Here is a 23325-nt window from a genome sequence, read left to right on the forward strand (position 1 = left end):
GACGCGGGGTGGAGCAGCTCGGTAGCTCGCTGGGCTCATAACCCAGAGGTCGCAGGTTCAAATCCTGTCCCCGCTACTGCACGAAACGGCCCGGATCCTTTGTGGATCCGGGCTTTTTCTGTCATCCACCCCCCGTTCATCCCGCTGCTGCGCGGGCAAGACGCCTCCGTGTGAGGTGTGGGCGCGCGTCACGGATCTGGCGCCGGCGGTCTAGGCGGTGAGAGGGGGCAGCCGACGTAGGCGGCGGCCCCCTCACTACCCAGGCGGCGCGCGTGACAGGTGCTCAGGCGGTGATCTCGTAGTCCTTGGAGCAGGTGTAGGCGCCCTGGATCGAGACACACGCGTGCATCAGGTACTTGTTGCCGGCCGGGAGCTTGCCCGTTTTACAGACGTCGGCCGGGGCGGTCCGTCCGACTGTGGAGACGTAGCGCCCGGTTTCCAGACTGGCGTGTATGGCGTAGCCGTCACGGGAAGCGTCGCTCGCGCACAGGTTTTCTGTCATGTGGACCCAACTCACGCTCCCGGCATAGTTGCCGTCGATTTTGATGCTGATGACGGACTCGACGGAATCGCCGTGGCCGCCGTTCTTGTTGAAGCTGTAGGTGACCCTGGGCGTGGCCGTCGCGGTGGGTGCCATGGCCGCGAGCAGGGCGGTCGATGCCAGGGCGGCTCCGAGCGCGGCGGCGAGGCGGGTTCGTGTACGCACAGGGGTGTCTTTCTTGATCCGCATAATGAAAGCCTTTCTGCTGACTTGGGCGTGCGGGACCCCGGCTTTCGGGGTCCCGCACCAATGCGCTGTATGGGGCAGCACACAGCAGTGCTATGAGCCACCTATGCGCACTACGATCCGGCCTTACTCACTGCGGTGTAGTAGTAGGACGCCTGGGTCTTGCAGAAGGCTCGCTCGGGGTTGCCGTATTTGTCGCACACCTCGAACATGTCCATGAGAAATTTGGCGTCTACCCGCTTCTTGTACGTCTCGGAGAAGCGGTGTTGCTTCTTGAGGTTGCGGTATCCGAAGTCATGTCGCTGACAGGCCGGAAGGAAGTTGAAACCGTACGGCTTGTCTGGCGCCCAGCTGCATCCGTCAGAGGACCAGTCAATCCCCTTGCTCTCCCACACCCGGGCTTTTCGAGCACGCTGAAAATCACCCATGGGCGCGGCGATAAGCTCGTTGGTCTTCTCCATGACCGCAGTCGAGACAGCGGCAGCCGACTGAGCTTCCGCAGCAGCTGCTTCACCGGCCGTGGCCAGGCCCCCCGCAGTGGCTATGAGTATCAACGCAGCGGCAGACATCATCTGTTTCCGCAATTGGGTCCCCCTATTGAACTCGTCCGACGCAACATTTCGCCGAACAGATGTAGTTCAAGGATCCCAAAACCTCGCGGGACGGTCGTTAGCACACGGTCCACAAGTTCCTTAGCTGTGGGTCGCGTCCAGATATCCTTGCTGAGCGACTCTCTGGGTGGTCACGAAGGTGGGGGCAGCGTGGTCGGGTCGATGTCATTGGCCTCCAGGGGCTGGCGGTGAACACGTTGGCAGGCCGCGAAGCACCGTTCGCCCTGCATCGCCTGACACTTCGGGCGTGGGCCCTGCCGCCGCGCGTCCGGCGGCTGTTGGTGCCCGCGAAACATCGCCATCAGGGTTCCGTGCCTTCCACGCTGTCGCGTCACGCATCCCTCAACGCACGAGGCCGGATCTCGTTCCGGCCGCCACAACACCTCGCCTGCGATTTTCGAAGCGCCTCCCGACCGGTCGCCCGCCGGTCGGCATCTCCAGCCGATGACGCGCCTGGACTGGCCCACAGCGGTCTATTGCCGTCACACCATTGGCCTCGCTCACACGAGTCAACTTGGCGTTCACCGGCCGCCAACCGCTGCACAGCACGGGCTTGAGGGGCTCAGGAGGGGTTGGGTTTCCTGGATGCTGCGAGTGATGGTCGGGGAGCTGGTGCCGAAGAAGGCTCGCCACGACAAACTCAGCGGCCCGCAGCGGGCCGCGCTCTCCGAACTCGGCGTCGGCTGGGCATAGTCCGCTCCGCCCTCGCCCCTCGGCTGCCCGCGAGCCCTCGTCACATCACGCCTGGCAGGGGTATTCGGGGAGTTGCGATATCAAGGCCGCGCGGGCCCACTTCGTGCTCACAACCGAAGAACCCGTGCGGTAGTGATCGAGCGATGATCGGTCGTGGCGACGGACCCGCGAGGGCGGTTTGCCGTCCGGGGGCTGAGTAGTGCCCAGGCGCTCGGCCGAGAATTGACAGTTTGTTACTCGCTACCACTGGGTTCTCTGGTACGTCTGGCCGAAACGGTCGAAACCTGACAGGGCGCACATGCCCCACACCTCCGGATTCCGGACCGAGGCGTGTTGCGTTGGAGCGCACTTCAACTCCTAGGTTCGGAAGCATGCGATACATCAAACTCGGAACGACCGGACTGGAAGTCTCCGCCATCGCTCTCGGCTGCATGAGCTTTGGCGAGCCGGACCGGGGCGGCGAGCCCTGGTCGCTGGGCGCGGACGCCAGCCGGGGCATCATCAGGCAGGCCTTCGAGGGCGGCGTCAACTTCCTCGACACGGCCAATGGGTACAGCGCCGGAAGCAGCGAGGAGATCGTCGGCCAGGCGGTCAAGGACTTCGCCCGGCGCGAGGAGGTCGTTGTTTCCACCAAGGTCTGGATGCGGATGCGCCCCGGCCCGAACGGCGCCGGGCTGTCCCGCAAGGCGATCTTCGCCGAGCTCGACGCCTCCCTGAAGCGGCTGGGGACCGACTACATCGACCTGTACCAGATCCATCGCTGGGACTACGACACCCCGATCGAGGAAACCCTTGAGGCGCTGCACGACGCGGTCAAGTCCGGGAAGGTCCGCTACATCGGGGCCTCTTCCATGTATGCCTGGCAGTTCGCCAAGGCCCTGTACCTGGCTGACCTGAACGGCTGGACCCGGTTCGTGTCGATGCAGGACCACTACAACCTCATTCACCGGGAAGCGGAACGGGAGATGTTCCCGCTCTGCGCCGACCAGGGCATCGGCGTGATCCCGTGGAGCCCGCTGGCGCGGGGCAGGCTGACGCGGGGCCTGGACACCGCCACGGCGCGTGCCGAGACCGACGCGGGCGGCAAAATCCTCTACCGCGACGAGGACCAGGCGGTGGCCGAGCGCGTCCGCGAGATCGCGGGCAAGCGGGGTCTGTCCCCGGCCCAGGTCGCCCTGGCCTGGGTCATGCGCAACCCGGTGGTGACCTCGCCCATCGTCGGGGTCACCAAGCCGGCCCAGCTGGCCGACGCGATCGCCGCGGTGGACGTCGAACTCGACGAAGACGAGGCCGCCTACTTGGAGGAGCCCTACCAGCCGCACGCGGCCGCCTACCTGGAGGAGTCCTTCTACAAGCGGCAGCCTGTGGCGGGCTCCCGGTAGTCCGGGCCACCGCCGGGTCTTCGACGAGCCCTTGGCCCGGCCCAGCAGCCCTGCAGTCGGCCCCGCGGTGCTTACGGGCGGTCACGCGCAACTGCATGATCCGGGGCGCTGCCCGCCAAACGCGGTGAGCAGGATGCTCCCCCACCGCGGCCAGCAGGCTCAGAGACTTCCTGGCGCACCGCGAAACGCCCCTGCCCAGATCGCGCCACAGCCAGCCCCGCAAGGCCGGAGTGCTCACCCGTGACGTGGCCGGACCGGACGGGCTCCGAGCCGGACCGGGCCGCCCGGGGCTTGCCGAACAAGGGCCCGGGGCGGCCCGGCGGGTTTCAGGGACTGACGGTGTTCCAGCGTTCGGCTGGGATGTCCTGGCACTTGTAGAGGTTGACGACGCCGTGGTCGGCGTCGGGGGACAGCAGGCACAGGTGGTTGGCTTCGTTGCGGTAGCGGATGGATCCGTCCGGGTATGCCTCGGCCAGCCAGCGTTGGCCGGCTCCGGCGACCCCGCGGGCATCGTCACACCCATACAGCAGGGCGGCCGTCTGGGTGGTGGCGTGGACGTCCTGGCTGCCCAGGCACTGGTTGGTGCCGCTCAGGCTCTGGATGCGGACCAGGTTGTCGTCCCGGCTGATCCGCTGGATGTTCCAGCCGAAGTCCTGCCGCTCGTAGAACAGCCAGTAGATCCACCACGAGCGGGGCGGTGTGGGGGCGGTGTAGACGAAGGTCCCGGGGACGTTGCCGGCCCTGCGCAGCCGGCCGCCGAGCCAGGAGGATTCCAGACGGACGTTGCCGCCGGTGGTCTGCCAGCTCGCGGGCGGGGACGCGGCGTTGTCCCACCACAGCTGGCCGGCGTCCTGGGTGCACGGCGCGGCGGCCACCGTAGTGCCGTTCGGGGTCAGGCAAAGGCCGGGGACGGCCACGTTCCGCCAGCGTTGTGGTCCGCCGTTGTCGTCGTTCCAGGCCGGTGGGTCGTCGAGGTGGGCGATGGTCCACTGCGCGCGCGGATCGTCGCACTTGCCGGCGACGACCGGGGTGGAGGCATCCCGGCGGGCGCTGGGCGCGATCGCGATGCAGTCTCCGGTGCCAATGTTCTGGAGGTAGTGGGTGAGCGCGTCGGTGGTGAACATCTGGAAGGTCTGGCTGCCGTTGTAGCGGGCGTCCCCGATGGTGATCGAGCGGTTCGGGTTCTCCTGCAGCAGACCGCCCGTCGGGGAGGCCAGCACGCTGTGGAAGACGTGGGACGGGAGCGGCGCCCGGACCGGCGGCGGGGTGCGGGCGAACTCGACGGGCACATGGTCGGATCCGCCGCCCCTCGGGACGGTCGCGGTGAACCCGCCGGGCACGCCACGCGTGATCGCGTAGTCCAGCTCGCTGGGGGTGTCGCCGCCGATGTACGTCGGCTGGCCGGTACGCAGCAGGGCCTCGTCTCCGCGCAGATGCAGCGAGTCGCGGGCCTGGGCGTCGGTGCGGTTGAGGATGTTGACGTTGAAGTCCCCGGCCAGCACCCAGTTCCGCCCGTCGGTGGCCGCGAAGTCGCGGACCCGGCCGAGCAGTCCTTGTACGTCCTCGCCGCGGGCGTGGGTGTTCCAGTACCAGGTGTTCCCGAACCGCAGACCGAGCAGGGGCCGTGCCCGGTAGCGGTTGTTGGGGGCGTTGGGGTCCGGGTTGTAGGCGGGGTTCTCCAGTACCCGGACCTGATCGGCCGGGGTGTCGGTGACGAACGCCAGGTTCATCTGGCCGCCGTCCCAGGTGTCCAGATTCGTCCCCGCGACCCGGCGCGGGTCGGTCTGCAGGAAGTACACATACCGGTTGCTGCCGTTGGGACCGCCCGCCCAGGTCACCCGCTGGACAGAACTGGGTTGCGGGGCGCGGTTGGGAGTGAGCCGGATCTGCTGGAACTCGCTCCGGTCGTTGTCGTGCGCCGGCAGCGGCGGCCCGGCACCGGCCTCCTGCAGCGCCACCACCTGGTTGGTCGCGGCCAACGGCGCCACCTCCGACGTCCACCGGGAACCGTTGTCGGAGCCGTGCATGTTGTACGTGGCGAACGGCGAAGTGCCGTCACCGTTCACGGCCCGCGCCGTGCCGGTAGTCGTGGCGATCCCCGCACAGGCCAGCAGGAAAGCTGTCAGGACGGACAGGAGCGGGCGTAAGCGCCGGGCGATACCCGGCGGGTGGGCGACGGCGCCGGTGCGCCGAAGAAGCCGATGAGTGTGCATCAACATTCCCCTCGGTCGGGACACTTGAGAGCACAACAGCCCGGTGGTCGGCCGGCAGCCGACTCGCGAGCCCGGCGCCCAGCGATCCAGGACGCCATGGAGGGAAACGGCTTTCGCCCCACAGCGGTTCACCGCTTTCCCGCCAACCCCCACACCCTCGACGGATATCAGCCACCCACTCGCAGACCTGCAAGAACAGGAGCAAGACGAGCTACCACCGACTGGGGCATCAATCTGCCCCGCGGAACACCATGAGAAAGTGTCAAAACCTGCGGACCATGCGTTCTATAGACTCCCTGGGTGATCAGCGATCTTCTCCGCCTCACCGTCCTGGGGTGTGCGACGCCTTATGCCGACGTGGACAACCCGTGCTCCGGCTACCTGGTGTCCAGCGGCGAGACTCAAGTCTGGGTAGACGCGGGCAGCGGGACACTGGCGCAGCTGCAGCGGCATGTGCGGCTCGATGAGGTGGACGCGATCTGGATCTCGCACCTGCATGCCGATCACAGCGCGGACCTGCTCACCGCCTATTACGCGGCGCTCTTCGCGGACATTCAGCTTGCCGCACCCATCCCCTTGTACGGACCGCCGGGCATCGCCGACCGGCTGGCCCACTTCCTGACCAACAGCTCGACGCGCAGCCCGGTCGAGTCCGCCTTCGCCGTCCATGAGTTGCATGACGGGCATCAGGCGCGCGTCGGCGCCCTCACCATGACCAGCCGGGCAGTGGAACACGGCATCCCGGCCTTCGCCGTGCGCATCGAGACCGAGGGCCGATCACTGGTCTACTCCGGGGACACCGCACCGTGCGCGAACCTCACACGACTGGCCGACGGGTGCGATGTGCTGCTGTGCGAGGCCGAGAGTGACCAGGCGCCGGCCCAGGGCGAACAGGTGCACCACACACCCGAAGACACCGGCGCCACGGCCGGCGCGGCCCGGGCAGGCCGGCTGATCGTCACCCACGTCGGCCGATTCCTCACCCCGCAACAAGCCGTCGCACGCGCCTCGGCCCGGTTCGACGGTCCCGTCGACTACGCCGCACCTGGTGCCGTCTTCTCGATTGGTTAGGCCGCAACCTCCTCGGGCCGTTCGGCGAGGCGGCCGCGTTCGAAGCGGGCTCCGGCGCGGACGAGGGCGATGAGTTGGGGTGCGTTCACGGCCCGCCAGCGGGCCTGGGCGGACTCGACGAACTTGAACACCATCGCCAGGACGGCGGCTCGGGATCCGGCACCCTTGGTTGGTCCGCGGACTCGGTCGCGAAGGTCGATTCGATCGGGTTCGTGGTCCCAGGTGGACCCACCGCGCGGCGCGGAAATCGCAGAATGCCAGCAGCTCGTCCTCGTCATCGACGATCTTCCTGACGGCCATCAATCGGCCGTCTGGTGAGAACGCCACCTCCCAAACCCCATCAAGGCCATCCGCCATGGGAAACACCTGCATGCGATCACCACGCCGCATAGCAGACAGAACGACCTGCTCGGCAAGTCCCTGAGCGGTAGCGCTGGAGACCGATACCGACCGACGAGGGCGAGTGACAATCCTGTGCTGCTCCTTCAGCTCCTGGACACGCCGCCAGCGCTCGCGCCAGAGCGAGATGTCCGGATGCTTCAGGGAAGCGCTATCGCCTGCGCCAAAGGTGAAGATCAAGCAAGGCAAGCACCACACCCGGGCCATCCTCTGCCTCGCAAGACGACGGGCCGACGTCCTCTTCGCCATGCTCCGCGACGGCACCTTCTACCAGCCCCAACCCGCCCCATCAGCTTGACCAAACCCATAAGGGCCCCACAACCACCAACCCCCCGAAGAACCGGCCCGCACCGTGGAAGAACGCCTCGCCTACCACTCCGCGTTCGTCACCGTACGGACCCCGGCCATGGACACCCTCACAACGAACGTACGCGCTGATGATCCTGGGCGGGCACCAACAGACCACCGCCCGGCCCTCGCCGTAGCCGCAGCGGTCGCGGGTCGGGAAACTCCTTACTCCGTGCCGCACCGGGCCCCATAGGCGGAACGCCCTGCCCAGCTTGGCTCCGCCCCCTGAGGGAAGCGGCAGTGGGGCGGAGTCATCGGGACCCAGAGCAACCAGAGAGGTGCAAGAAGACCGCACCGGAGCCCGACAACTGCCCCACCATCATCCCTCCACTCACCACACCGACCAGCACAACACGAACACGCCAGAAACATCTCCCGCTGATGGCTCGTCACGAGACGACGCCCGGGCAGAGGATCAGACCGACGGTGCCGCCAGCACGGCCGAAAGATCTGAACCAATAGCGGGAATCAGGCCGCGACGAGCTCCCGCTCGCGGTCCGGCGTCTTGACCCTGGGCTTCTTGTTCGGCAGCGAGAGACGGAAGACCTTGCGCCATGCGGAGAACACCTGCTTGGGCAGCGGCCCGGTGACGTACTCCAGCTCGTACTTCTCGAACAGCGCGCGCACCTTCACCGCGACCTCGGCGTACCGGTTGCTCGGCAGGTCCGGGAAGAGGTGGTGCTCGATCTGGTGCGACAGGTTGCCGGTCATGAAGTGCATGGCCCTGCTGCCGCTGATGTTCGCCGAGCCCATCATCTGGCGCAGGTACCACTGGCCGCGCGTCTCGCCCTTGATCGACCGGCGCTCGAAGACCTGGACGCCCTCGGGGAAGTGCCCGCACATGATCACCGAGTGGGACCAGATGTTGCGGACCAGGTTCGCGGTGAACGTGGCGGCGAGCGTGGGGAGGAACGACGGGCCCGACAGCAGCGGGTGGATCACGTAGTCCTTGAGCACCTGCTTGCGGATCTTGCGGCCCACGGCCTTGGCCCGCGCGCGGAACTCCGGGTTGTTGCGGCGGCGCTTGTGGAGGTTCTTGCCGAGCTCCAGGTCGTACGCTGCGATGCCGTACTCGAAGAAGCAGGCGTTGATGAAGTTCCACAGCGGCTGGCCGAGGTGGAACGGGTGCCACTTCTGGTCCTCGTCGACGCGCATGATGCCGTAGCCGAGGTCGTTGTCCTTGCCGATCACGTTGGTGTACGTGTGGTGGAGCTCGTTGTGCGAGTGCTTCCACTGGTCGGCCGGTGAGACGTGATCCCACTCCCAGGTGGTGGAGTGGATCTTCGGGTCCCGCATCCAGTCCCACTGGCCGTGCAGGATGTTGTGACCGATCTCCATGTTGTCCATGATCTTCGCCACGGACAGACCGGCGGTGCCGATCAGCCACGCGGGCGGGAAGATCGAGAACAGCAGCACGCCCCTGCTGGCCAGTTCGAGCTTGCGCTGCGCCGAGATGACCTTACGGATGTAGGCGGCGTCTTCCTCGCCGCGGCCGGCGATCACCTCGTCGCGGATCGCGTCCAGCTCGCGGCCGAGCTCCTCGATCTGCTCCGCGGTCAGGTGGGCGGTGGGGTCGATGGCGGTCAAGGTGCTCCTACCGTTCGATGTCGCAGGGGCCCGCCGCGGCGGACACGCAGGTCTGGATGAGGACGCCGGGCTCGGCCTCGGTGATCTCGCCGGTGCGCAGGTCGCGGACGGCGCCCGCCTTGAGCGGCGTGACGCAGCCGAAGCAGATGCCCATGCGGCACCCGGAGGGCATGAGCACTCCGGCCTCCTCGCCGACGTCCAGCAACGGCGTGGCGCCGTCCGCGTCGACGGTCCTGCCGGTGGCGCTGAACGTGACCTCGCCGCCCTCACCGGCGACGACGATGCCGGGGCGGAAGCGTTCGGTGTGCAGGCGCTCCGGTACGCCGTGCTCGGTCCAGTGCTCTTCGGCGGCGTCGAGCAGGCCCGCGGGCCCGCAGGCCCAGGTCTCGCGCTCGGCCCAGTCGGGCACGAGTTCGTCGAGACGGGCGATGTCGAGCATGCCGTCGGTGTCGGTGTGCACCTCGGTGAGCCGCAGCTTCTTGTCCGCGACCAGGTCGTGCAGTTCGTTGCGGAAGATCACGTCTTGCGGCTGTGGCGCGCAGTGGACCATGACGACGTCGTTGAACTCGGTGTCGCGCAGCATGCCCATCACGGGTGTGATGCCGCTGCCGGCCGTCAGGTAGAGCACCTTGGCGGGCTTGGCCTGCGGCAGCACGAAGTCACCGGTCGCCTGGTCGAGCTGGATCAGGGTGCCCGGTGTCGCCCTGCGGACCAGGTGGTTGCTGACCTTGCCGTCCGGGATCGCCTTCACGGTGATCGTGACGCGGCCGTCCTGGCGGTTTGTCGGCGAGGTGATGGAGTAGGCACGCCACAGGCGCACCCCGTCGACGTCGACCCCGATCCGCACATACTGACCGGCTGTGTGGCCGCGCCAGCCTCGTCCCGGCCTGATCACGATGGTCGCGGCATCGCCCGTCTCGGGGTGCACGGCCTCGATGCGCCCACGCAGCTCAGCGCCCGCACGCAGCGGGCTGACCAGGTCGAGGTAGTCCGACGGCAGCAGCGGCGTCGTGACCATCTCCAGCAGTTTCCACGCCCTGCTGCGGAGGGCTGTACTCGTCATGGCTTCAGCTTGCTGCGCCTCAGGGCGTAAAGTCCTGACCGCAGGACGTGAATCTGGTCGGCATAATTGTTCGCAGGGAATAAAAGACGTGAGCCATGCAATGCGGAGGGTCAGCGAGCTGGCCCTGGATGAGACGACGGTCACCGCACTTCGGGGCGCGCTGAAGACCACCGCCGACGAGGTCGTCCAGGCGATCATCGACGAAGTCCCTCCCTACGCCAACGCCCTTTCGGGCCGCATGGGCGCCACCATCCGCCGAGCCGTCCGCACCGCCCTGGGGCACTACCTGGACCTCGCGAGCGGGAACGCCACAGGCGGCGACGCCGGTGACGCGGCCTACGAGCTGGGCCGCGGCGAGGTCCGGGACGGCCGTTCGATGGACGCCCTGCTCAGCGCCTACCGCGTCGGCGCCCGCGTGGCCTGGCGATGCCTGGCAGCGGGTGCCGTACCCGCAGGTCTGCCCGCCGCCGAGGTCGCCAAGTTCGCCGAACTGACCTTCGCCTACATCGACGAGCTTTCCGCCGCGAGCGCCGCAGGCCACGCCGACGAACTGGCCGCCCGGGGCCGGGAGCACGAGCGCCACCTGGAACACCTGGCCCGCGACCTCCTCGCCGGCGCGAGCCCGGACGTGCTGCTGGCCTCTGCTCAACGGGCCGGGTGGCACCCTCCGGTTTCGCTGACCGCGGTCCTGCTGCCCGCCGCCCAGGCCCGGCCCGCCTACCGCGTGCTCGACCCGAGCACCCTCGTCCTCGACGATCTGCCGGACGCCACCGGTGTGCTGCTCGTCCCCGATGCCGACCGATCACATCTCTTGCGGCAGCTGACCGACCGCACCGCCGTGGTCGGCCCGGCCCGGCCATGGACTCGTGCGTCCGCCTCGTACGCACGAGCCGTACGTGCACGCTCCCTCTCCTCCGATATCCGCGACACCGAGGACCACCTGCCCGAGCTGGTGCTGAGCGCCGACGTGGACGCCTTCGCAGACCTGCGTGCCCGAGCCCTCGCACCGTTGCGGACCTTGCCCACCGCGACCGCACGGCGACTGGAGGAGACATTGCGGGAGTGGCTGCTGCACCAGGGCAGGCGGGATGAGGTGGCGGCGGCGTTGTTCGTCCATCCCCAGACTGTCCGGTACCGGATGTCGCAGTTGCGGGAGCTGTTTCCGGATCTCGCATCGCCACACCGGGTCCTTGAACTGACGCTGGCGATCGGTCTTCGGGTCAGCTGACGCGTACTTCGACCGTCCACGACCGCGTCCGCGAGCGGTTCCTTCACCCGCGCCCGCAGCTGCCGGTTCTCCTTCTCCATCGCGCCGGCCTCGCCCACGCCGGGCCGGGCGGCCTGCTCGGCATCCCGCACCCAGGTGCGCAGCGTCTCGTGGTTGACGCCCAGGCCCTTGGCCACCGACGCGTACGTCCCACCCGGGCCGGCGTGGTACAGGGCGACGGCATCGGCCCGGAACTCAGGCGAGTACTTCGACGTCCCCAACGGGAACTCCCCGTTCTTTGGATCCTCACGACCCAATGACCAGGGTGTCCACGATCAAGAGGCAACGCCCTTGTTCTTCGCGCGTCTCCCAGCCGTTGTCTGCGCCGTGAACCTGGCCCCAAACTCTGGGCACACGACCGTGGTTGCCGTCGGCGACCGGGCCAGTGACAGAAGGGAGCGGATCATGTGAGCCGACACGTCGCCGGATCGTAGGCCCCGCCTCGCGAGGCCCGGCGGCAAAGGTCAAGGCCGCCCCCTGATACTTCTGGGCGGAAGCAGAGAGCTGCCCTCCCCGTGCAGTGGTTCACCGCCGATTCCGGCCCGGCCCACTGCCCGGCGTGCCGACCAAGGCAGTGAGGATTCCCCGAATTCGGCGCGCCGTCAGGAGCTTGAGGGATGCGTCGTATTACCTCTGTGACCACACGAAGTCGATCTGTCGCAGATCGCGTCCATTTTTCTCCACCGGAGATGACATGCACAAGTTTCGTAAGGCCGCCGTGCTGGTCGCTGCCCTCGGCAGCCTCGGAATGCTGGCCACCGGCACAGCCCAGGCACACGACGGGGGTCACGGGAAGCACGGCGACCGTTTCAACATCGGACAGAGCACCACCTGCAGGTCGCACGACCTGAACCTCAACATTCTCGGCCAAGTCGGCATCCTCAACGGCCTGCTGGGCAACGCACTCAACGGCGAAGGCAACCCGAGCTCGCAGCAGACCTCCATGGGCTCCAGCATGGGCTGCAACAACACCGCGTTCAGGAAGTAACGTCACCATCTCCTCGGTGCCCCAGCCACCAGCCGGGCACCGAGGCAGGTGACCCCGTAGTGACCTTGAGGCGAAAACCTTCCGCAGCCGGCCGTCAGTCTGCGGAAGGTTCGACGGTGACCGCGGTTCCGAGACCGTTTCGGAACTCTCCCGCTGAGCCGTCGGGAGTTGTCCGGGGCAGGTGATACGCAGCGCGAGTACAGGTCGGCTGGAGTGTCGGCGGGATGTGAACCCGCGGACGGATGGGAGCAGGTCCGCCCCGTCTCCGTCAATCGCCGCGAGAGAGACCTCCCCCACGTCGATCACAATCGTCCGCTCTGCCACGGCACCGCAACCTGCGGGACTGCGCGCCATCCCGCGCCGACTCAGGGTAGAGACATCATCCACCCCGGAGGAATCCCTATCCGTGACACCGGCAACCGCTGTCACGGATCCGCAGAAGCCCTGGGGTCCCCACGCCGGGGTCGGGCTCGTTCGCGTCTGGAAGTTCGTTGTCTCCTGGCCGGCGGATCAGCACTCGCACGAGGTGTGCACTGCCATCAGGCACCCGGCGACGGGTGCCGGGCCGCAGGCTCGGCACTGCGGCAGACCTCAAGAACTCCCAGGCGAAGCCAGGGCCTCCATCCCCCGCAGACACCGGGTTCGGATTTCAAACACAGGTTATGAAGGGCGGCCGCCCTCGCCCCGTTCTCCGGCCATACGCGCAGGACCACACGCTCCCCGTACACCTCGCGCAGTTCACCGGCTAGCCGGTGGGCGAGCGCGTCGTCCCCGCTGACGACCATGTGCCCGACGGGCGGCCCCGCCCACTGCTGCGACGGGAGCGGCAGTTGGGGGAGGAACACCCGGGACCTTGCCCCATCAGGGGGCGGCGCCGCGTCGACGGGCCGCCGGTCCGGGGAGCGGAGCCTGAATGTCCTTGTGGGAGGCGGACGTTGCGAACAGGGCTTGCAGCAGGACGGCGGCGAGCGTTCCGGCGACGACCCCGCTGCCCGCGATGGTGCGCACCCAGCCGGGGAATCCGCCGTACAGGCCGGGGGCGAGCAGGGGCAGCAGGCCCACGGCCAATGCCAGTGCGGCGATCAGGGAGTTCGAGCGTGCGCCGAGTTCCGCGCGGCTGAGCATCTCGACGCCCATGACGCCGATGACCGCGTACACGACGAGGGCCGAGCCGCCGACGACCGCGGCCGGCAGCCCGGCCACGAGGCGCGAGAGCGGGGTGACAAGGCCGGCCAGGACAAGGAGGCCGCCCGCGCCTGCGGTCACATATCGGCTGCGGACCCCGGTGAGGCGGCCGATGCCGATGTTCTCGGAGCTGGTCACCATCAGCGACGTACCGAAGAGCCCGCCGACCAGCGAGACGAGGGCGTCGGCGCGGGCCACCCTCGGCACATCGCGTCCCGGGTCGGGCACGCGCCCGGCGGTCTCGCTGCTCAGCACGGTTTGGCCGGTGATCTCGGCCAGCGTGGTGAGGCTGAACACGAGCAACGGCAGGGCCGCGACCAGGTCGAACTTCGGCGCGCCATAAGGGAGGAGTGAGGGCAGCGAGAGGCCGGAGCCCGCGGCCGGAGTGAACGCGCCGAGCCCCGTCGTCACCGCGACGAGCGTGCCCACCGCCATGCCGACGAGGACGGCCGTACGCTGCCACACCCCGCGCAGCACGAGGTGGGCCAGGACCGTGACCGCCACGGTCACCCCGGCCAGGGCGACCGCGTTCGGCGGTGCCGTGCTGCCGGGACCCGTGACGAGCTGGGCGGCGACCCGGATCATGGAGATCCCGATCAGGAGCACGGTCACCCCCATCACCAGCGGCGGGAAGAGCCGCACCACGCGGGCGTACAGCGGGAGCACGGCGAGGAGGAGCGCGGCCGCGAGCAGCACCGAGCCGCTCGCCACCGCAGGGCCGTGATCGTGGGCGATCTGGAGGAACAGCGCGGCCGCCGCCCCGCCGGGCAGCATCACGAACGGCAGCCGGGCCCCGAAGGTCCAGACGCCGAGCGACTGAAGCAGCGACCCCGCGCCGCACAGGACCAGCACCGCGCTGAGCAGCGAGGCGGTCCGGTCGGGCGGCAGACGCAGGGCGGCCGCCGTCAGGAAGACGGTGGAGACGGGGGCCGCGACCATGGCGAGCACATGTTGCACGGCGAGCGGGGCGAGCCGTCCCAGCGGGAGGCGCTCGTCGACGGGAGACGTCATGGGCGTGCCGCCAGCCAGGGCAGCTCCTCGGCCGCGTAACGGTAGGCGCGGAACACCGCGTTCGGCTCGGCCGGGAAGAGCCGGCGTACCTCCGACTCCTCGTAGCCGCCGAACTGCGGCACGATGAACTCCCAGCACAGATAGCCCTGTTGGGTCACCTCGAAGAGACGGCCCGCCGGGGAGTCAGTGACGAGGGTGTTGCCGTTGGGCAGCCGCTGTGCCGATCCCATGAACGGCGCGAAGAACGATTCGCGGGCCGGGTCGTGATACTCCCACACCACCGTGCCGCCGACGCGCTCGATCTCGACGACGCGCGAGTACGGCACGTCGCGGCCCGGCCGGAAGACGCCGTTGTCGAAGACCAGGACGTTGCCGTTGGCCAGCTCGGTGGGATGGTGCTGCTGGGAGACCGTGCCGGGGCCCGTGCGCCACAGGATCTCGCCGGTGGCCCGGCTGATGACGACCACCGCGGACACACTGCGCAGGCTGGCCAGGATGTTTCCGTCGGCGAGCGGGGTGACACTGTTGATGAGCGGCCAGTGCTCACGCGCGTAGGCGGGGTGCAGCGCGTACTCGGCCCGATCGAGGTGGTCGGCGGCCCGCCAGGACCACAGCTCGCGGCCGTCGGGCGCGACCTCCCTGATGGTGTCGGCCCACACCGTCCCTCCGTCCGCCTCGGAACCGGCCACCCCGCCGAGGACCCCGGCCGCCTCGGCGCCGCGCAGCGGTTCGAGGCCGGTGTAGAGGATGCGGCCGTCGTCGAGGTGGTGGGCGTCGTGGTGCTGGAGGGGGTCGCGGTGTTCGCGCAGGACCGTGCCGTCGGGCGCGACCTCCAGCATCACGCCGCCCCGGTACTTGTGCCACATGGGGAACAGCGCGTCCTGGCCCGGCAGTACGCCGTTGTAGGCGAGGTTCCCGTTGCCGAGGATCCGGGCGTGCCGCCCCGGCCGGTAGGGGAGGTGCCAGGTGTGGACGGCCTCGCCGCGCAGGTCCACCAGATACACCTCGCCGCCCCCGGTCAGCGGGGCGTACAGCGTGAAGCCCGGGCTGGCCGCTGCCGGGTCGAGCGCGATGAGACCGGTGCCGCGTCGGCGGCGCTGGTTCTGGTCGACGACGGTGGGACGAGCGGTCATGACGACGCTCCTTCAAAGTTTTTTTGATGTCCTCAAACAGCTTCGAAGGTAGAGGCGTTGTGTGTCGGCGGTGTGACGGGCGTACGAAACCGTCCCGCGCGGTGCGTAAGGTGATCCCCAGGGAGGGCGGTGCCGATGAACGACACAGGTGGGACGGATGCGGGGCCGCGCCTGGGCGGCGCGGTACGCCGTCGGCGCCGGGCGCTCGACCTCACGCTCGCGGCCGTCGCGGAACGCAGTGGCCTGTCCGTGCCGTTCCTCAGCCAGATCGAGAACGAGCGGGCCCGCCCCAGCATGCGCTCCCTCCAGCGCATGGCGGACGCCCTGAACACCACGGCCGTGGAACTGCTCGCCGCCGCCGACGCGAGTGACCGCAGGGTCGACGTCGTACGCGCCGACGACGACGCGGGCCTCTCACCCGAAGCGGGGGTACGCCCGCTGGTCCGCGGCCGCCATCAGATGCACGCCCTGGAGTTCACCGGCGAGCGAGCGGCGGATCGCGAATTCCTGCACCACAACGACGAGTTGATGTATGTGGCCGACGGTGCCGCCGAGGTCGAGGCGGAGGGGCGCGGCTACACCCTGTCGAAGGGCGACACCCTCTATCTCACCGGCGGGGTGCGCCACCGCTGGCGCGCGACGCTGCCCGGCACCCGGGTCCTCGTCGTCGCCGTATCGGACCACATCGAGGGATCCTAAAACCCGACGGAAGGCCTCAGGCGGCGCGCGCGGCGCGTCAGCAGTTGCCCGACGTGCAATGAGGGAGGGGCGGGGCGCCGAGGTCCGGCGCCCCGCCTTCCGTGCGGCCTTTGTGTCATGCCTCCGGGGTGTGGACCGAGGTGTAGTGCGAGGCGTCGCCCGCGATCGCGTAGCTCTCCTTGCCCTCGATGCCGACCGGTATGTCACCGGCGACCGTCACGCGGTGCAGGCGACGCGGCAGGCCGTTGTAGTTGTCGATGGCGTAGTGCTGGGTGATCCGGTTGTCGAACAGGACGAGCTGGTTCGGGGACCAGCGCCAGCGCAGGACGTTCTCCGGCCGGGTGACGTACGCCTGGAGCAGGTCGAGGATCTTGCGGGACTCCGCCACCGACAGGCCGACGATCCGCTGGGCGAACCCCCCGATGAACAGGCCGCGTTCACCCGTCAGCGGGTGGACGCGGACGACCGGGTGGGCGGTCCGGAAGTTGATGGAAGTGAACTGGGCGCGCTGCTCGGCCTTGTCCTCGTCGACCTCCTCGTCCGGCACCGCGTAGTCGTGGTCGTTGGTGTGCTCGGCCCAGAGCGTGTCGGCGAGCAGGCGCAGCGGCTCCGGCAGACTCCGGTACGCGGAGGCGGAGTTGGCGATCAGCGTCTCACCTCCGTACGGCGGAACGGTGATGCTGCGCAGAGTGCTGGCCTGCGGTGGGTTGAGGACGAAGGTGACGTCGGTGTGCCAGTGGTTGGCGCGCCCGCGCTCGCTGTCCACGGGCAGCACATTGGGTGCGCCGTCGACGGCGGGCACCGTGGGGTGGGCGGTGGTGAGGTCGCCGAAGTGGCGGGCGAAGGCCTGCTGGCCCTCGTCGTCCAGGTCGACATCGTCGAAGACCAGCGCCTTGTGCTCGTTGAGGGCGGCGCGCAGGGCGGCGACGGTCTCCGCGCCGAGCGGGTTGGCGATGTCGACGCCGGACACCTGGGCGCCGATGTGTGCGGTGACCTTGCGGATCTCGATGTTGGGCATGACGGGGCCTTTCAGACTCGGGTGAGTATCGGGGAGGCGGAGGTGATGTGCTGGTTGGCGGGGCGCGGCAGGCCGTACCGGTCGCGCAGGGTGTCCCGTGGGCCGTACTCGGTGCGGAACAGGCCGCGGGCGCGCAGGATCGGCACGACGTGGTCGACGAAGAGGCCGAGGCCGGACGGCAGGACGGCGGGCATGATGTTGAAGCCGTCGGCGGCGCCCAGGCTGAACCAGTTCTCGATCACGTCGGCCACCTGCTCGGGCGTACCGGCGAAGGTCAGGTGGCCGCGCCCGCCGCCGAGGCGGCCGATGACTTCGCGGACGGTGAGCCGCTCGCGCCGGGCGAGTTCCACGACGAGGGTGTAGCGGCTCTTGGCCCCCTCGATGTCGCTCTCCGGCGGCAGATCGGCGGGCAGCCGGGCGTCGAGTTCGAGGATGCCCGGCTCCAGGTTCAGCAGGCGTTCGAGCCGGTGAAGGCTGTGCTCGTGGACGATGTGGTCCTCCAGGACCTGCTCGTGCGCACGTGCCTCGGCCTCGGTGGAGCCGATGACCGGCACGATGCCCGGCAGGATCTTGAGGTGGCCGGGGTCCCGGCCGGCCGCACGCGCCCGGGACTTGAGGTCGGCGCAGAAAGCCTGCGCGTCCCCCAGCGTCTGCTGCGCGGTGAACACCGCCTCCGCGTACCGGGCCGCGAAGCGCTTGCCGTCCTGCGAGGAGCCCGCCTGCACGAGGAGCGGGTAACCCTGCGGGCTGCGGGGCACGTTGAGCGCGCCCTCGACGCTGAAGTACGTGCCCTTGTGGCGTGGCGGGTGGACCTTGCGCTCGTCGCCCCAGACCCCTTGCGCCTTGTCCGCGACGACCAGGTCGTCCTCCCAGCTGTCCCAGAGCTTGAGCGCCACGTCCAGGAACTCCGCGGCCCGCTCGTACCGAGTGGCGTGGGTGGGCTCTTCGCCGAGCCCGAAGTTCCGGGCGACCTCAACGCCGGCGGTGGTGACGATGTTCCAGCCCGCCCGGCCGCCGCTGATGTGATCGAGGGAGGCGAACCGTCTGGCCAGGTTGTAGAGCGAGTTGTACGAGGTGGAGGCGGTGGCGATGAGTCCGATGTGCTCGGTGACCACCGCCAGCGCGGTCAGCAGGGTGAGGGGTTCGAGCACACCGGCCGGGCGCTGGCCGACGTTGCTGAAGAGGACCGGGCCGTCGGCGAGGAAAAGCGAGTCGAAGGTGCCGCGTTCGGCGATGCGGGCGAGCTCGCGGTAGTGGTCGAGGTCGACACTCGCGTACGGGTCGCTCTCGGGCAGCCGCCAGGAAGCCTCGTGATGCCCGGTGCTCATGAGGAAGGCGTTGAGGTGGAGTTGGCGCCGGATCACTGGTGGTCCTCCTGGCGTTCTGCGTGCTCTTGGTGTGCCGCGTGTTCTTGATGTGCTGTGACGCCGAGGGCGGCGAGCAGGCGTTCGCGGTACTCGCCGAGAAGCGGGTCCCGGTACGAGCGCGGGTGCGGGCGCTCGATGGACAGGTCGAGTCCGATGCGCCCCCGGTCGAGCACCAGGACCCGGTCGGCGAGGACGATCGCCTCGTCCACGTCGTGCGTGACGAGCAGCACGGAGGGCCGGTGCCGCTGCCACAGATCGCGCAGGAGGGCGTGCATGCGGATCCGGGTCAGCGCGTCCAGAGCCCCGAACGGCTCGTCGGCAAGGAGGAGTTCGGGCTGGCGGACGAGGGAACGGGCGAGGGCTGCGCGCTGGGCCTCGCCGCCGGACAGCTCGTTGGGCCACGCCCTCTCGCGCCCCGCGAGCCCCACTTCGGCGAGGGCGGCGCGCCCGCGTACGGCGGCTTCCTTACCGTCCGTCCCGAGCAGTACGTTGTCGAGCACGCGGCGCCAGGGCAGCAGCCGAGAGTCCTGGAAGACCACCGACACCCGTCCCGGCGCGGCGAGTTGGCCGCTTCCGGCGACCCGGTGGTCGAGCCCGGCGATGGCGCGAAGGAGCGTGCTCTTACCGGAGCCGCTGTGCCCGAGCAGCGCCGTGAACTGCCCGGCCGGGATGTCGAGGTCGATGCCGTCGAGGACCGTGCGCCCGTCGAATGAGCGGGTCAGTCCGGCGAGGCGGACCGCCGGGGCCCCGGCCGTGGTCAGTTGCTCAGTGTGCGTCGCCATGACAGCACCCTCCGTTCGACGAGGCGGACCGCACTGTCGGAGATGAGGCCGAAGACGCCGTAGATCAGCAGGCCGACGAGGATGATGTCGGTGCGGCCGTAGTTCTGGGCCTGGAACATCAGGTAGCCGAGACCGCTGGTGGCGTTGATCTGCTCCAGGACCACCAGGGAGAGCCAGGAGCCGGTCACCCCGAGCCGCAGCCCGACGAAAAAGCCGGGCAGCGCTCCGGGGATGACGATCTGCCGGATGAAGCGGGCCCTGGACAGGCCCTGGACTTCGGCGAGTTCGACGAAGCGGTGGTCGATTCCGGACAGCGCGGCGTGCAGATTCAGATAGATCGGGACGTAGACGACGATGGCGATGATCGCGATCTTGAAGGTCTCGCCGATGCCCAGCCAGAGGATGAACAGCGGGATCAGCCCGAGGGTCGGAATCGCCCGGTTGAGCTGGACCGTTCCGTCGATCAGCGACTCGCCGACCCGGCTGAGCCCGGCCGCGAGTGCGAGCACCACTCCGGCGGTCAGCCCGAGGGCGAAGCCGTATCCGGCGCGCTCCAGCGAGGTGAGCACATCGGTGGGCAGGGTGCCGTCGCTCCACAGTTGGCCGGCGGTACGCAGCACCGTCCACGGCGCCGGGATCGCGACGGGGTCCAGCTGGCCGGCGGCGGACGCGGCCGCCCACAGGGCGAGCACGAGCCCCGGGCCGACGAGCCGGGAGGCGGGCAGCCGCTTGCCTGGCGCGAGGGTGCGGCGCCGGGTGCGAGGTAGCGGAGCGGCCTGCTCGGCGGGTGTCGACAGCACGGGTGTCGTCGCGGTGGTGGTCATGGCCGTCACCTCTGGTACTCGGCGGGGACGGCCTTGGCCGCGAGGCTCTCGAAGCGCCGGTCGAAGAGCGAATCGACCTTGAACCTCTTCACGAAGCCGCCCTCGGCGAGCAGGTCCGCGGTCTCCTGCTCCCACTGCACCGCCTCGTCCCAACTCGGGGGAAAGAGAGGCTTGTTGGCGAGCTTGGTGATCGACTGGGCCTGCGCGAGGGTGAGGTTCTGGGTCTTGACGTAGAACTCCTCGTTCCAGGCATCCGGGTGCTCGTACGCCCACACCTGGCCCTTGGCCCAGCGGGGGACGTACGCGGCGACCGCGGCGGCCTTCGCGGGGTCGGCGAGGACGGAGGTGGGGGCCCACAGCAGGTTGAGGAGGTCCACGACGTCGGTCGGGATGGTGTGCGCACCCTTGGGCCCGTACTGCTTGAGGTAGGCCGGGGCCTGCTGATTGGCGAGCGGGGCGATGTCGACCTGGCCGGCCTGGAGCGCGGTGAGGAACTGATTGCTGGTCAGCGGCACGAGGTGTACGTCGTCGTGCGTCAACCCGGCCTGCTTCAGGGCCCGCAGCAGGACGACGCCCTGCGCCTGCCCCTGCGAGAAGGCCAGCTTCTTCCCCTGGAAACCCCGGACGTCACTGATGTCGCTGCCTGGCTTGGTGGCGAAGACGTAGCTCGGCTTGCGGGTGATGTCGATCGCGACGATCTTCGCGCCGTACCCCTGGAAGTGCGCCTGGATCGGCGGTATCCCAGCATTGTTGGCGACGTCCAGGGATTTGGCGCGGAAGGCGTTGATGACATCGGGGCCGGCGCCGGTGTTCACCCAGTCCGACACGGTGAACGGCAGGTCGGTCAACCCCGCCAGTTTGAACTGAAGTTGCTGGACACCCTGACACGAGGCGATCTTCAGGCTCGTACCGGAGGGGACGGCGGTGGCCAGCGGGGCGGATGCGGACCCCTTGGCCCCGGAGTCGGCGGCGCTGGCACCCGCACAGCCGCTGAGACCAGCAGCCGCGGCGACGCCGAGCAGGGAGGACAGGAACAGCCGCCGGTCGACACCGGGCACGGCTGGGGACGCTGGTGGCATGGAGGGACTCCGTGAAGTCAAGGGGAAACTCAAGGGGGTGGAATTCGTGCGTCATTTCCGGAACCCGGGCGCGGCGAAGGGCCGGGAAGGGCTGAAGTACGCGCAGAAAATGAGCGCACACTAAAGGCGCGTGCCAGAAGCACGAGGGGGTGCTAGGCAGCGAGTGCGTCAATGCGTCAACATTCCCGCAACAATGTGTGGCTTCATCGACGCGTCAAGCCGTGAAGAACACTGCGTCACATCAGCAACAAAGGGTGCGACCGGTCCGCATCAGGTCGATGAAACGGCACTTGGTCAGCGGAACCTGCCCCGAGGGCGCCGGCGCGACACTGGTGATCCGGTCGCAGACCTGCCGCGACCGGATCACCGGGGAGAATTCCTGCGCGCTGCTCATGCCCAGAATGTTCGCGGCCCGGCAGAGCCCCTGTCAACATTCGGAGTTCCTGAATTAATTCGGCCCCGCAGGCACGCCTGATATCGCCGAAGCGCTCAGCGGATCGCGGTAGAGCACGTCGAGGGCAACGGACCCGCCCGCCACTGCGAGGACGGAGTCGGGGAAACTGCTCGGCACCACCAGTGCCGCGCGCTCCCCCACCGCCTCGCGCACCGCGCCGAGGCAGTCGTCCCGGTACATCACCCCGGCCTCGGTGATGACGACCGTCTCCGGGTTGAGTACGTCGAGCAGCAGCCGCACCACCCGCCCGACCATCCTGGCCCGCTCCACGAGGAGCCGTACCGCAATCGGATCTCCATCGGCCGCGGCGCGCACCACGTGCATCGGATTCGCCGTGCTGACGACACCCAGCTCGCGCGCCCGGCGGCACAACGTCCGTTCGCTCAGCTCGACTTGGAGGCACCCGGTCCGGCCGCAGTCGCACGGCTCCGTGCCGCCTTCCAGCGGCAGATGGGCGATCGACCCGGCCTGCGAGCGGGGACCGTGGTGCACCTCGTCATGGGTGGCGAACGCGGCGTCCACCACATTGCCGACGAACAGGTGCAGTGCGCTCCGGCTCCCCCGCGCCCGCCCGAACAGCCGCTCCCCGTTGACCAACGCCCGTGCGTGTCCGTCCACCTGGACCGGAAGCCCGGTGTGCGCACCGATGACCTCGCGGACCGCCACATCGCGCCAGCCGAGGAGCCCGTGCTCGACCATGATCCCGGCGTCACGGTCCACCCAGCCCCCGGCGGCCACGCCAATACCCAGCGCGGTCCGGTCTCCGGCCGCCGCAAGGAGCGCGCCGAGGCCGTCGGCGGCGTTCCCGAGAACCCGGCCCGGCTCCGTGCTGCCGCCGTGACCGAGGCGCCGCTCGGCGATCACCCGCCCGCGCAGGTCGAGCAATGCGACGGTCGTGTACGGCACGGCGACATGCACCGCGCCCACCACGAACCGGCAGGCGTCCAGATCGACGGGTATGTGCGGGCGCCCGGCCCCCTTCGACTGCCGGGGCGTCGCGGCCTCCCGGATCAGGCCGAGCGCGCCCAACTGGGCACAATGGTCGGTCACCGACGCCGGGGAGAGGCCGGTCAGCCGGGCTATGGTGCTCCGGGCGACCGGCCCGTGTTCGAGGACGGACCGCAGGACGACGCTGGCGCTGGTCCTGCGCCGCGTACCGTCCGCCGCCCGCCGTGCCGCTGAGGGTGCCATTGCCATGGACATGGATTTTTTCCTCAAGAGCTGGTCCGACACTGCGCCGTCTCGTCGTCGGCGATCCGGACCCGCTCCGGCCGCCTCAGCTCGGGCAACAGGTGGCCGTGCCCTGGCGCCGCAGGTCGACATAGCGACGCGACGCGAAGTTCTCAGCCTGGGCGACCATGGCTCGAAGCTAGCAAACCGGCCGACGGCTGCCCAGACGCCGCCCACGGTACGGACGGCCCCCT

Annotated in this window: 19 protein-coding genes, 1 tRNA gene and 3 pseudogenes; 7 read left to right on the forward strand and 16 right to left on the reverse strand. The window is 69.1% G+C overall.

Features of this window, described 5'->3' with window-relative positions; all coding sequences use genetic code 11:
- The first annotated feature begins 2 nt into the window (after positions 1-2).
- Positions 3-76: transfer RNA gene (locus tag ACWC2B_RS32200), tRNA-Met, on the forward strand.
- A 207-nt stretch (positions 77-283) separates the two neighbouring features.
- Here ACWC2B_RS32200 and ACWC2B_RS32205 read toward each other — a convergent pair.
- Positions 284-706: a hypothetical protein gene (locus ACWC2B_RS32205; protein WP_450722844.1), complete on the reverse strand. Its 423-nt coding sequence runs from the start codon at positions 704-706 to the stop codon at positions 284-286.
- 134 nt (positions 707-840) lie between these two features.
- The gene (locus ACWC2B_RS32210; protein ID WP_450722846.1) at positions 841-1188 is read right to left on the reverse strand and encodes a phospholipase; all 348 of its coding nucleotides are present in this window, start codon (positions 1186-1188) and stop codon (positions 841-843) included.
- A 1214-nt stretch (positions 1189-2402) separates the two neighbouring features.
- Here ACWC2B_RS32210 and ACWC2B_RS32215 point away from each other — a divergent pair.
- On the forward strand, positions 2403-3413 hold the full coding sequence (locus ACWC2B_RS32215) for an aldo/keto reductase (RefSeq protein WP_450722848.1): 1011 nt from the start codon (positions 2403-2405) through the stop codon (positions 3411-3413).
- Between the two features lie 326 nt (positions 3414-3739).
- Here the strand turns inward: ACWC2B_RS32215 and ACWC2B_RS32220 are convergent, their stop codons facing one another.
- Positions 3740-5626 carry a ricin-type beta-trefoil lectin domain protein gene (locus tag ACWC2B_RS32220; protein WP_450722850.1) on the reverse strand — a complete coding sequence of 629 codons (1887 nt, stop codon included), beginning with the start codon at positions 5624-5626 and terminating at the stop codon, positions 3740-3742.
- Between the two features lie 300 nt (positions 5627-5926).
- Between ACWC2B_RS32220 and ACWC2B_RS32225 the strand changes: the two genes are divergently transcribed.
- Positions 5927-6697: an MBL fold metallo-hydrolase gene (locus tag ACWC2B_RS32225; protein WP_450722852.1), complete on the forward strand. Its 771-nt coding sequence runs from the start codon at positions 5927-5929 to the stop codon at positions 6695-6697.
- Here the strand turns inward: ACWC2B_RS32225 and ACWC2B_RS32230 are convergent.
- A pseudogene (locus tag ACWC2B_RS32230) lies at positions 6694-6994 on the reverse strand (IS256 family transposase); the annotation flags it as partial. The gene ACWC2B_RS32225 and the pseudogene ACWC2B_RS32230 sit on opposite strands and share 4 nt — an antisense overlap.
- 274 nt (positions 6995-7268) lie before the next feature.
- On the opposite strand from ACWC2B_RS32230, the pseudogene ACWC2B_RS32235 reads away from it, so the two are divergent.
- Positions 7269-7394, forward strand: a pseudogene (locus ACWC2B_RS32235) (IS110 family transposase); the annotation flags it as partial.
- A gap of 518 nt (positions 7395-7912) precedes the next feature.
- On the opposite strand, the gene ACWC2B_RS32240 reads toward ACWC2B_RS32235, so the two are convergent.
- Together ACWC2B_RS32240 and ACWC2B_RS32245 are read right to left on the reverse strand one after the other, a co-directional pair.
- Entirely contained in the window at positions 7913-9031 is a 1119-nt protein-coding gene (locus ACWC2B_RS32240) for a fatty acid desaturase family protein (protein ID WP_450722854.1), read from the reverse strand.
- 7 nt (positions 9032-9038) lie between these two features.
- The gene (locus tag ACWC2B_RS32245) at positions 9039-10094 is read right to left on the reverse strand and encodes a ferredoxin reductase (RefSeq protein WP_450722856.1); all 1056 of its coding nucleotides are present in this window, start codon (positions 10092-10094) and stop codon (positions 9039-9041) included.
- 88 nt (positions 10095-10182) lie between these two features.
- On the opposite strand from ACWC2B_RS32245, the gene ACWC2B_RS32250 reads away from it, so the two are divergent.
- Positions 10183-11322 carry a PucR family transcriptional regulator gene (locus ACWC2B_RS32250; RefSeq protein WP_450722858.1) on the forward strand — a complete coding sequence of 380 codons (1140 nt, stop codon included), beginning with the start codon at positions 10183-10185 and terminating at the stop codon, positions 11320-11322.
- 56 nt (positions 11323-11378) lie between these two features.
- Here ACWC2B_RS32250 and ACWC2B_RS32255 read toward each other — a convergent pair.
- Positions 11379-11618, reverse strand: a pseudogene (locus tag ACWC2B_RS32255) (transposase); the annotation flags it as partial.
- 437 nt (positions 11619-12055) lie between these two features.
- On the opposite strand from ACWC2B_RS32255, the gene ACWC2B_RS32260 reads away from it, so the two are divergent.
- Positions 12056-12349: a hypothetical protein gene (locus ACWC2B_RS32260; RefSeq protein WP_450722860.1), complete on the forward strand. Its 294-nt coding sequence runs from the start codon at positions 12056-12058 to the stop codon at positions 12347-12349.
- Positions 12350-13210: 861 nt separating this feature from the next.
- On the opposite strand, the gene ACWC2B_RS32265 is transcribed toward ACWC2B_RS32260, so the two are convergent.
- Positions 13211-14545 (reverse strand): uracil-xanthine permease family protein, encoded by a 1335-nt coding sequence (locus ACWC2B_RS32265; protein ID WP_450722862.1) that lies wholly within the window; start codon positions 14543-14545, stop codon positions 13211-13213.
- Entirely contained in the window at positions 14542-15678 is a 1137-nt protein-coding gene (locus ACWC2B_RS32270; RefSeq protein ID WP_450722864.1) for an aryl-sulfate sulfotransferase, read from the reverse strand. The genes ACWC2B_RS32265 and ACWC2B_RS32270 overlap by 4 nt, the downstream gene beginning before the upstream one ends.
- Positions 15679-15813: 135 nt before the next feature.
- Between ACWC2B_RS32270 and ACWC2B_RS32275 the strand changes: the two genes are divergently transcribed.
- Positions 15814-16377, forward strand: coding sequence for a helix-turn-helix domain-containing protein (locus ACWC2B_RS32275; RefSeq protein ID WP_450722866.1), 564 nt, complete (start codon positions 15814-15816; stop codon positions 16375-16377).
- 115 nt (positions 16378-16492) lie between these two features.
- On the opposite strand, the gene ACWC2B_RS32280 is transcribed toward ACWC2B_RS32275, so the two are convergent.
- The 7 genes from ACWC2B_RS32280 to ACWC2B_RS32310 all read right to left on the reverse strand — a co-directional run bounded on the left by ACWC2B_RS32280 (position 16493) and on the right by ACWC2B_RS32310 (position 23098).
- Positions 16493-17395: a TauD/TfdA dioxygenase family protein gene (locus ACWC2B_RS32280; protein ID WP_450722868.1), complete on the reverse strand. Its 903-nt coding sequence runs from the start codon at positions 17393-17395 to the stop codon at positions 16493-16495.
- Positions 17396-17406: 11 nt separating this feature from the next.
- Positions 17407-18759 (reverse strand): LLM class flavin-dependent oxidoreductase, encoded by a 1353-nt coding sequence (locus ACWC2B_RS32285; RefSeq protein WP_450722870.1) that lies wholly within the window; start codon positions 18757-18759, stop codon positions 17407-17409.
- Positions 18756-19544 carry an ABC transporter ATP-binding protein gene (locus tag ACWC2B_RS32290; RefSeq protein ID WP_450722872.1) on the reverse strand — a complete coding sequence of 263 codons (789 nt, stop codon included), beginning with the start codon at positions 19542-19544 and terminating at the stop codon, positions 18756-18758. Before ACWC2B_RS32290 ends, ACWC2B_RS32285 begins: the two co-directional genes overlap by 4 nt.
- Complete coding sequence (locus tag ACWC2B_RS32295) at positions 19520-20377, reverse strand: ABC transporter permease (protein WP_450722874.1); 858 nt, start codon at positions 20375-20377, stop codon at positions 19520-19522. Before ACWC2B_RS32295 ends, ACWC2B_RS32290 begins: the two co-directional genes overlap by 25 nt.
- Positions 20374-21447: an ABC transporter substrate-binding protein gene (locus tag ACWC2B_RS32300; protein ID WP_450722876.1), complete on the reverse strand. Its 1074-nt coding sequence runs from the start codon at positions 21445-21447 to the stop codon at positions 20374-20376. Before ACWC2B_RS32300 ends, ACWC2B_RS32295 begins: the two co-directional genes overlap by 4 nt.
- 241 nt (positions 21448-21688) lie before the next feature.
- Complete coding sequence (locus ACWC2B_RS32305; RefSeq protein WP_450722878.1) at positions 21689-21841, reverse strand: hypothetical protein; 153 nt, start codon at positions 21839-21841, stop codon at positions 21689-21691.
- A 54-nt stretch (positions 21842-21895) separates the two neighbouring features.
- Positions 21896-23098 (reverse strand): ROK family protein, encoded by a 1203-nt coding sequence (locus ACWC2B_RS32310; protein ID WP_450722895.1) that lies wholly within the window; start codon positions 23096-23098, stop codon positions 21896-21898.
- Positions 23099-23325 lie beyond the last annotated feature (227 nt).

Source organism: Streptomyces sp. NPDC001415 (assembly GCF_053597395.1).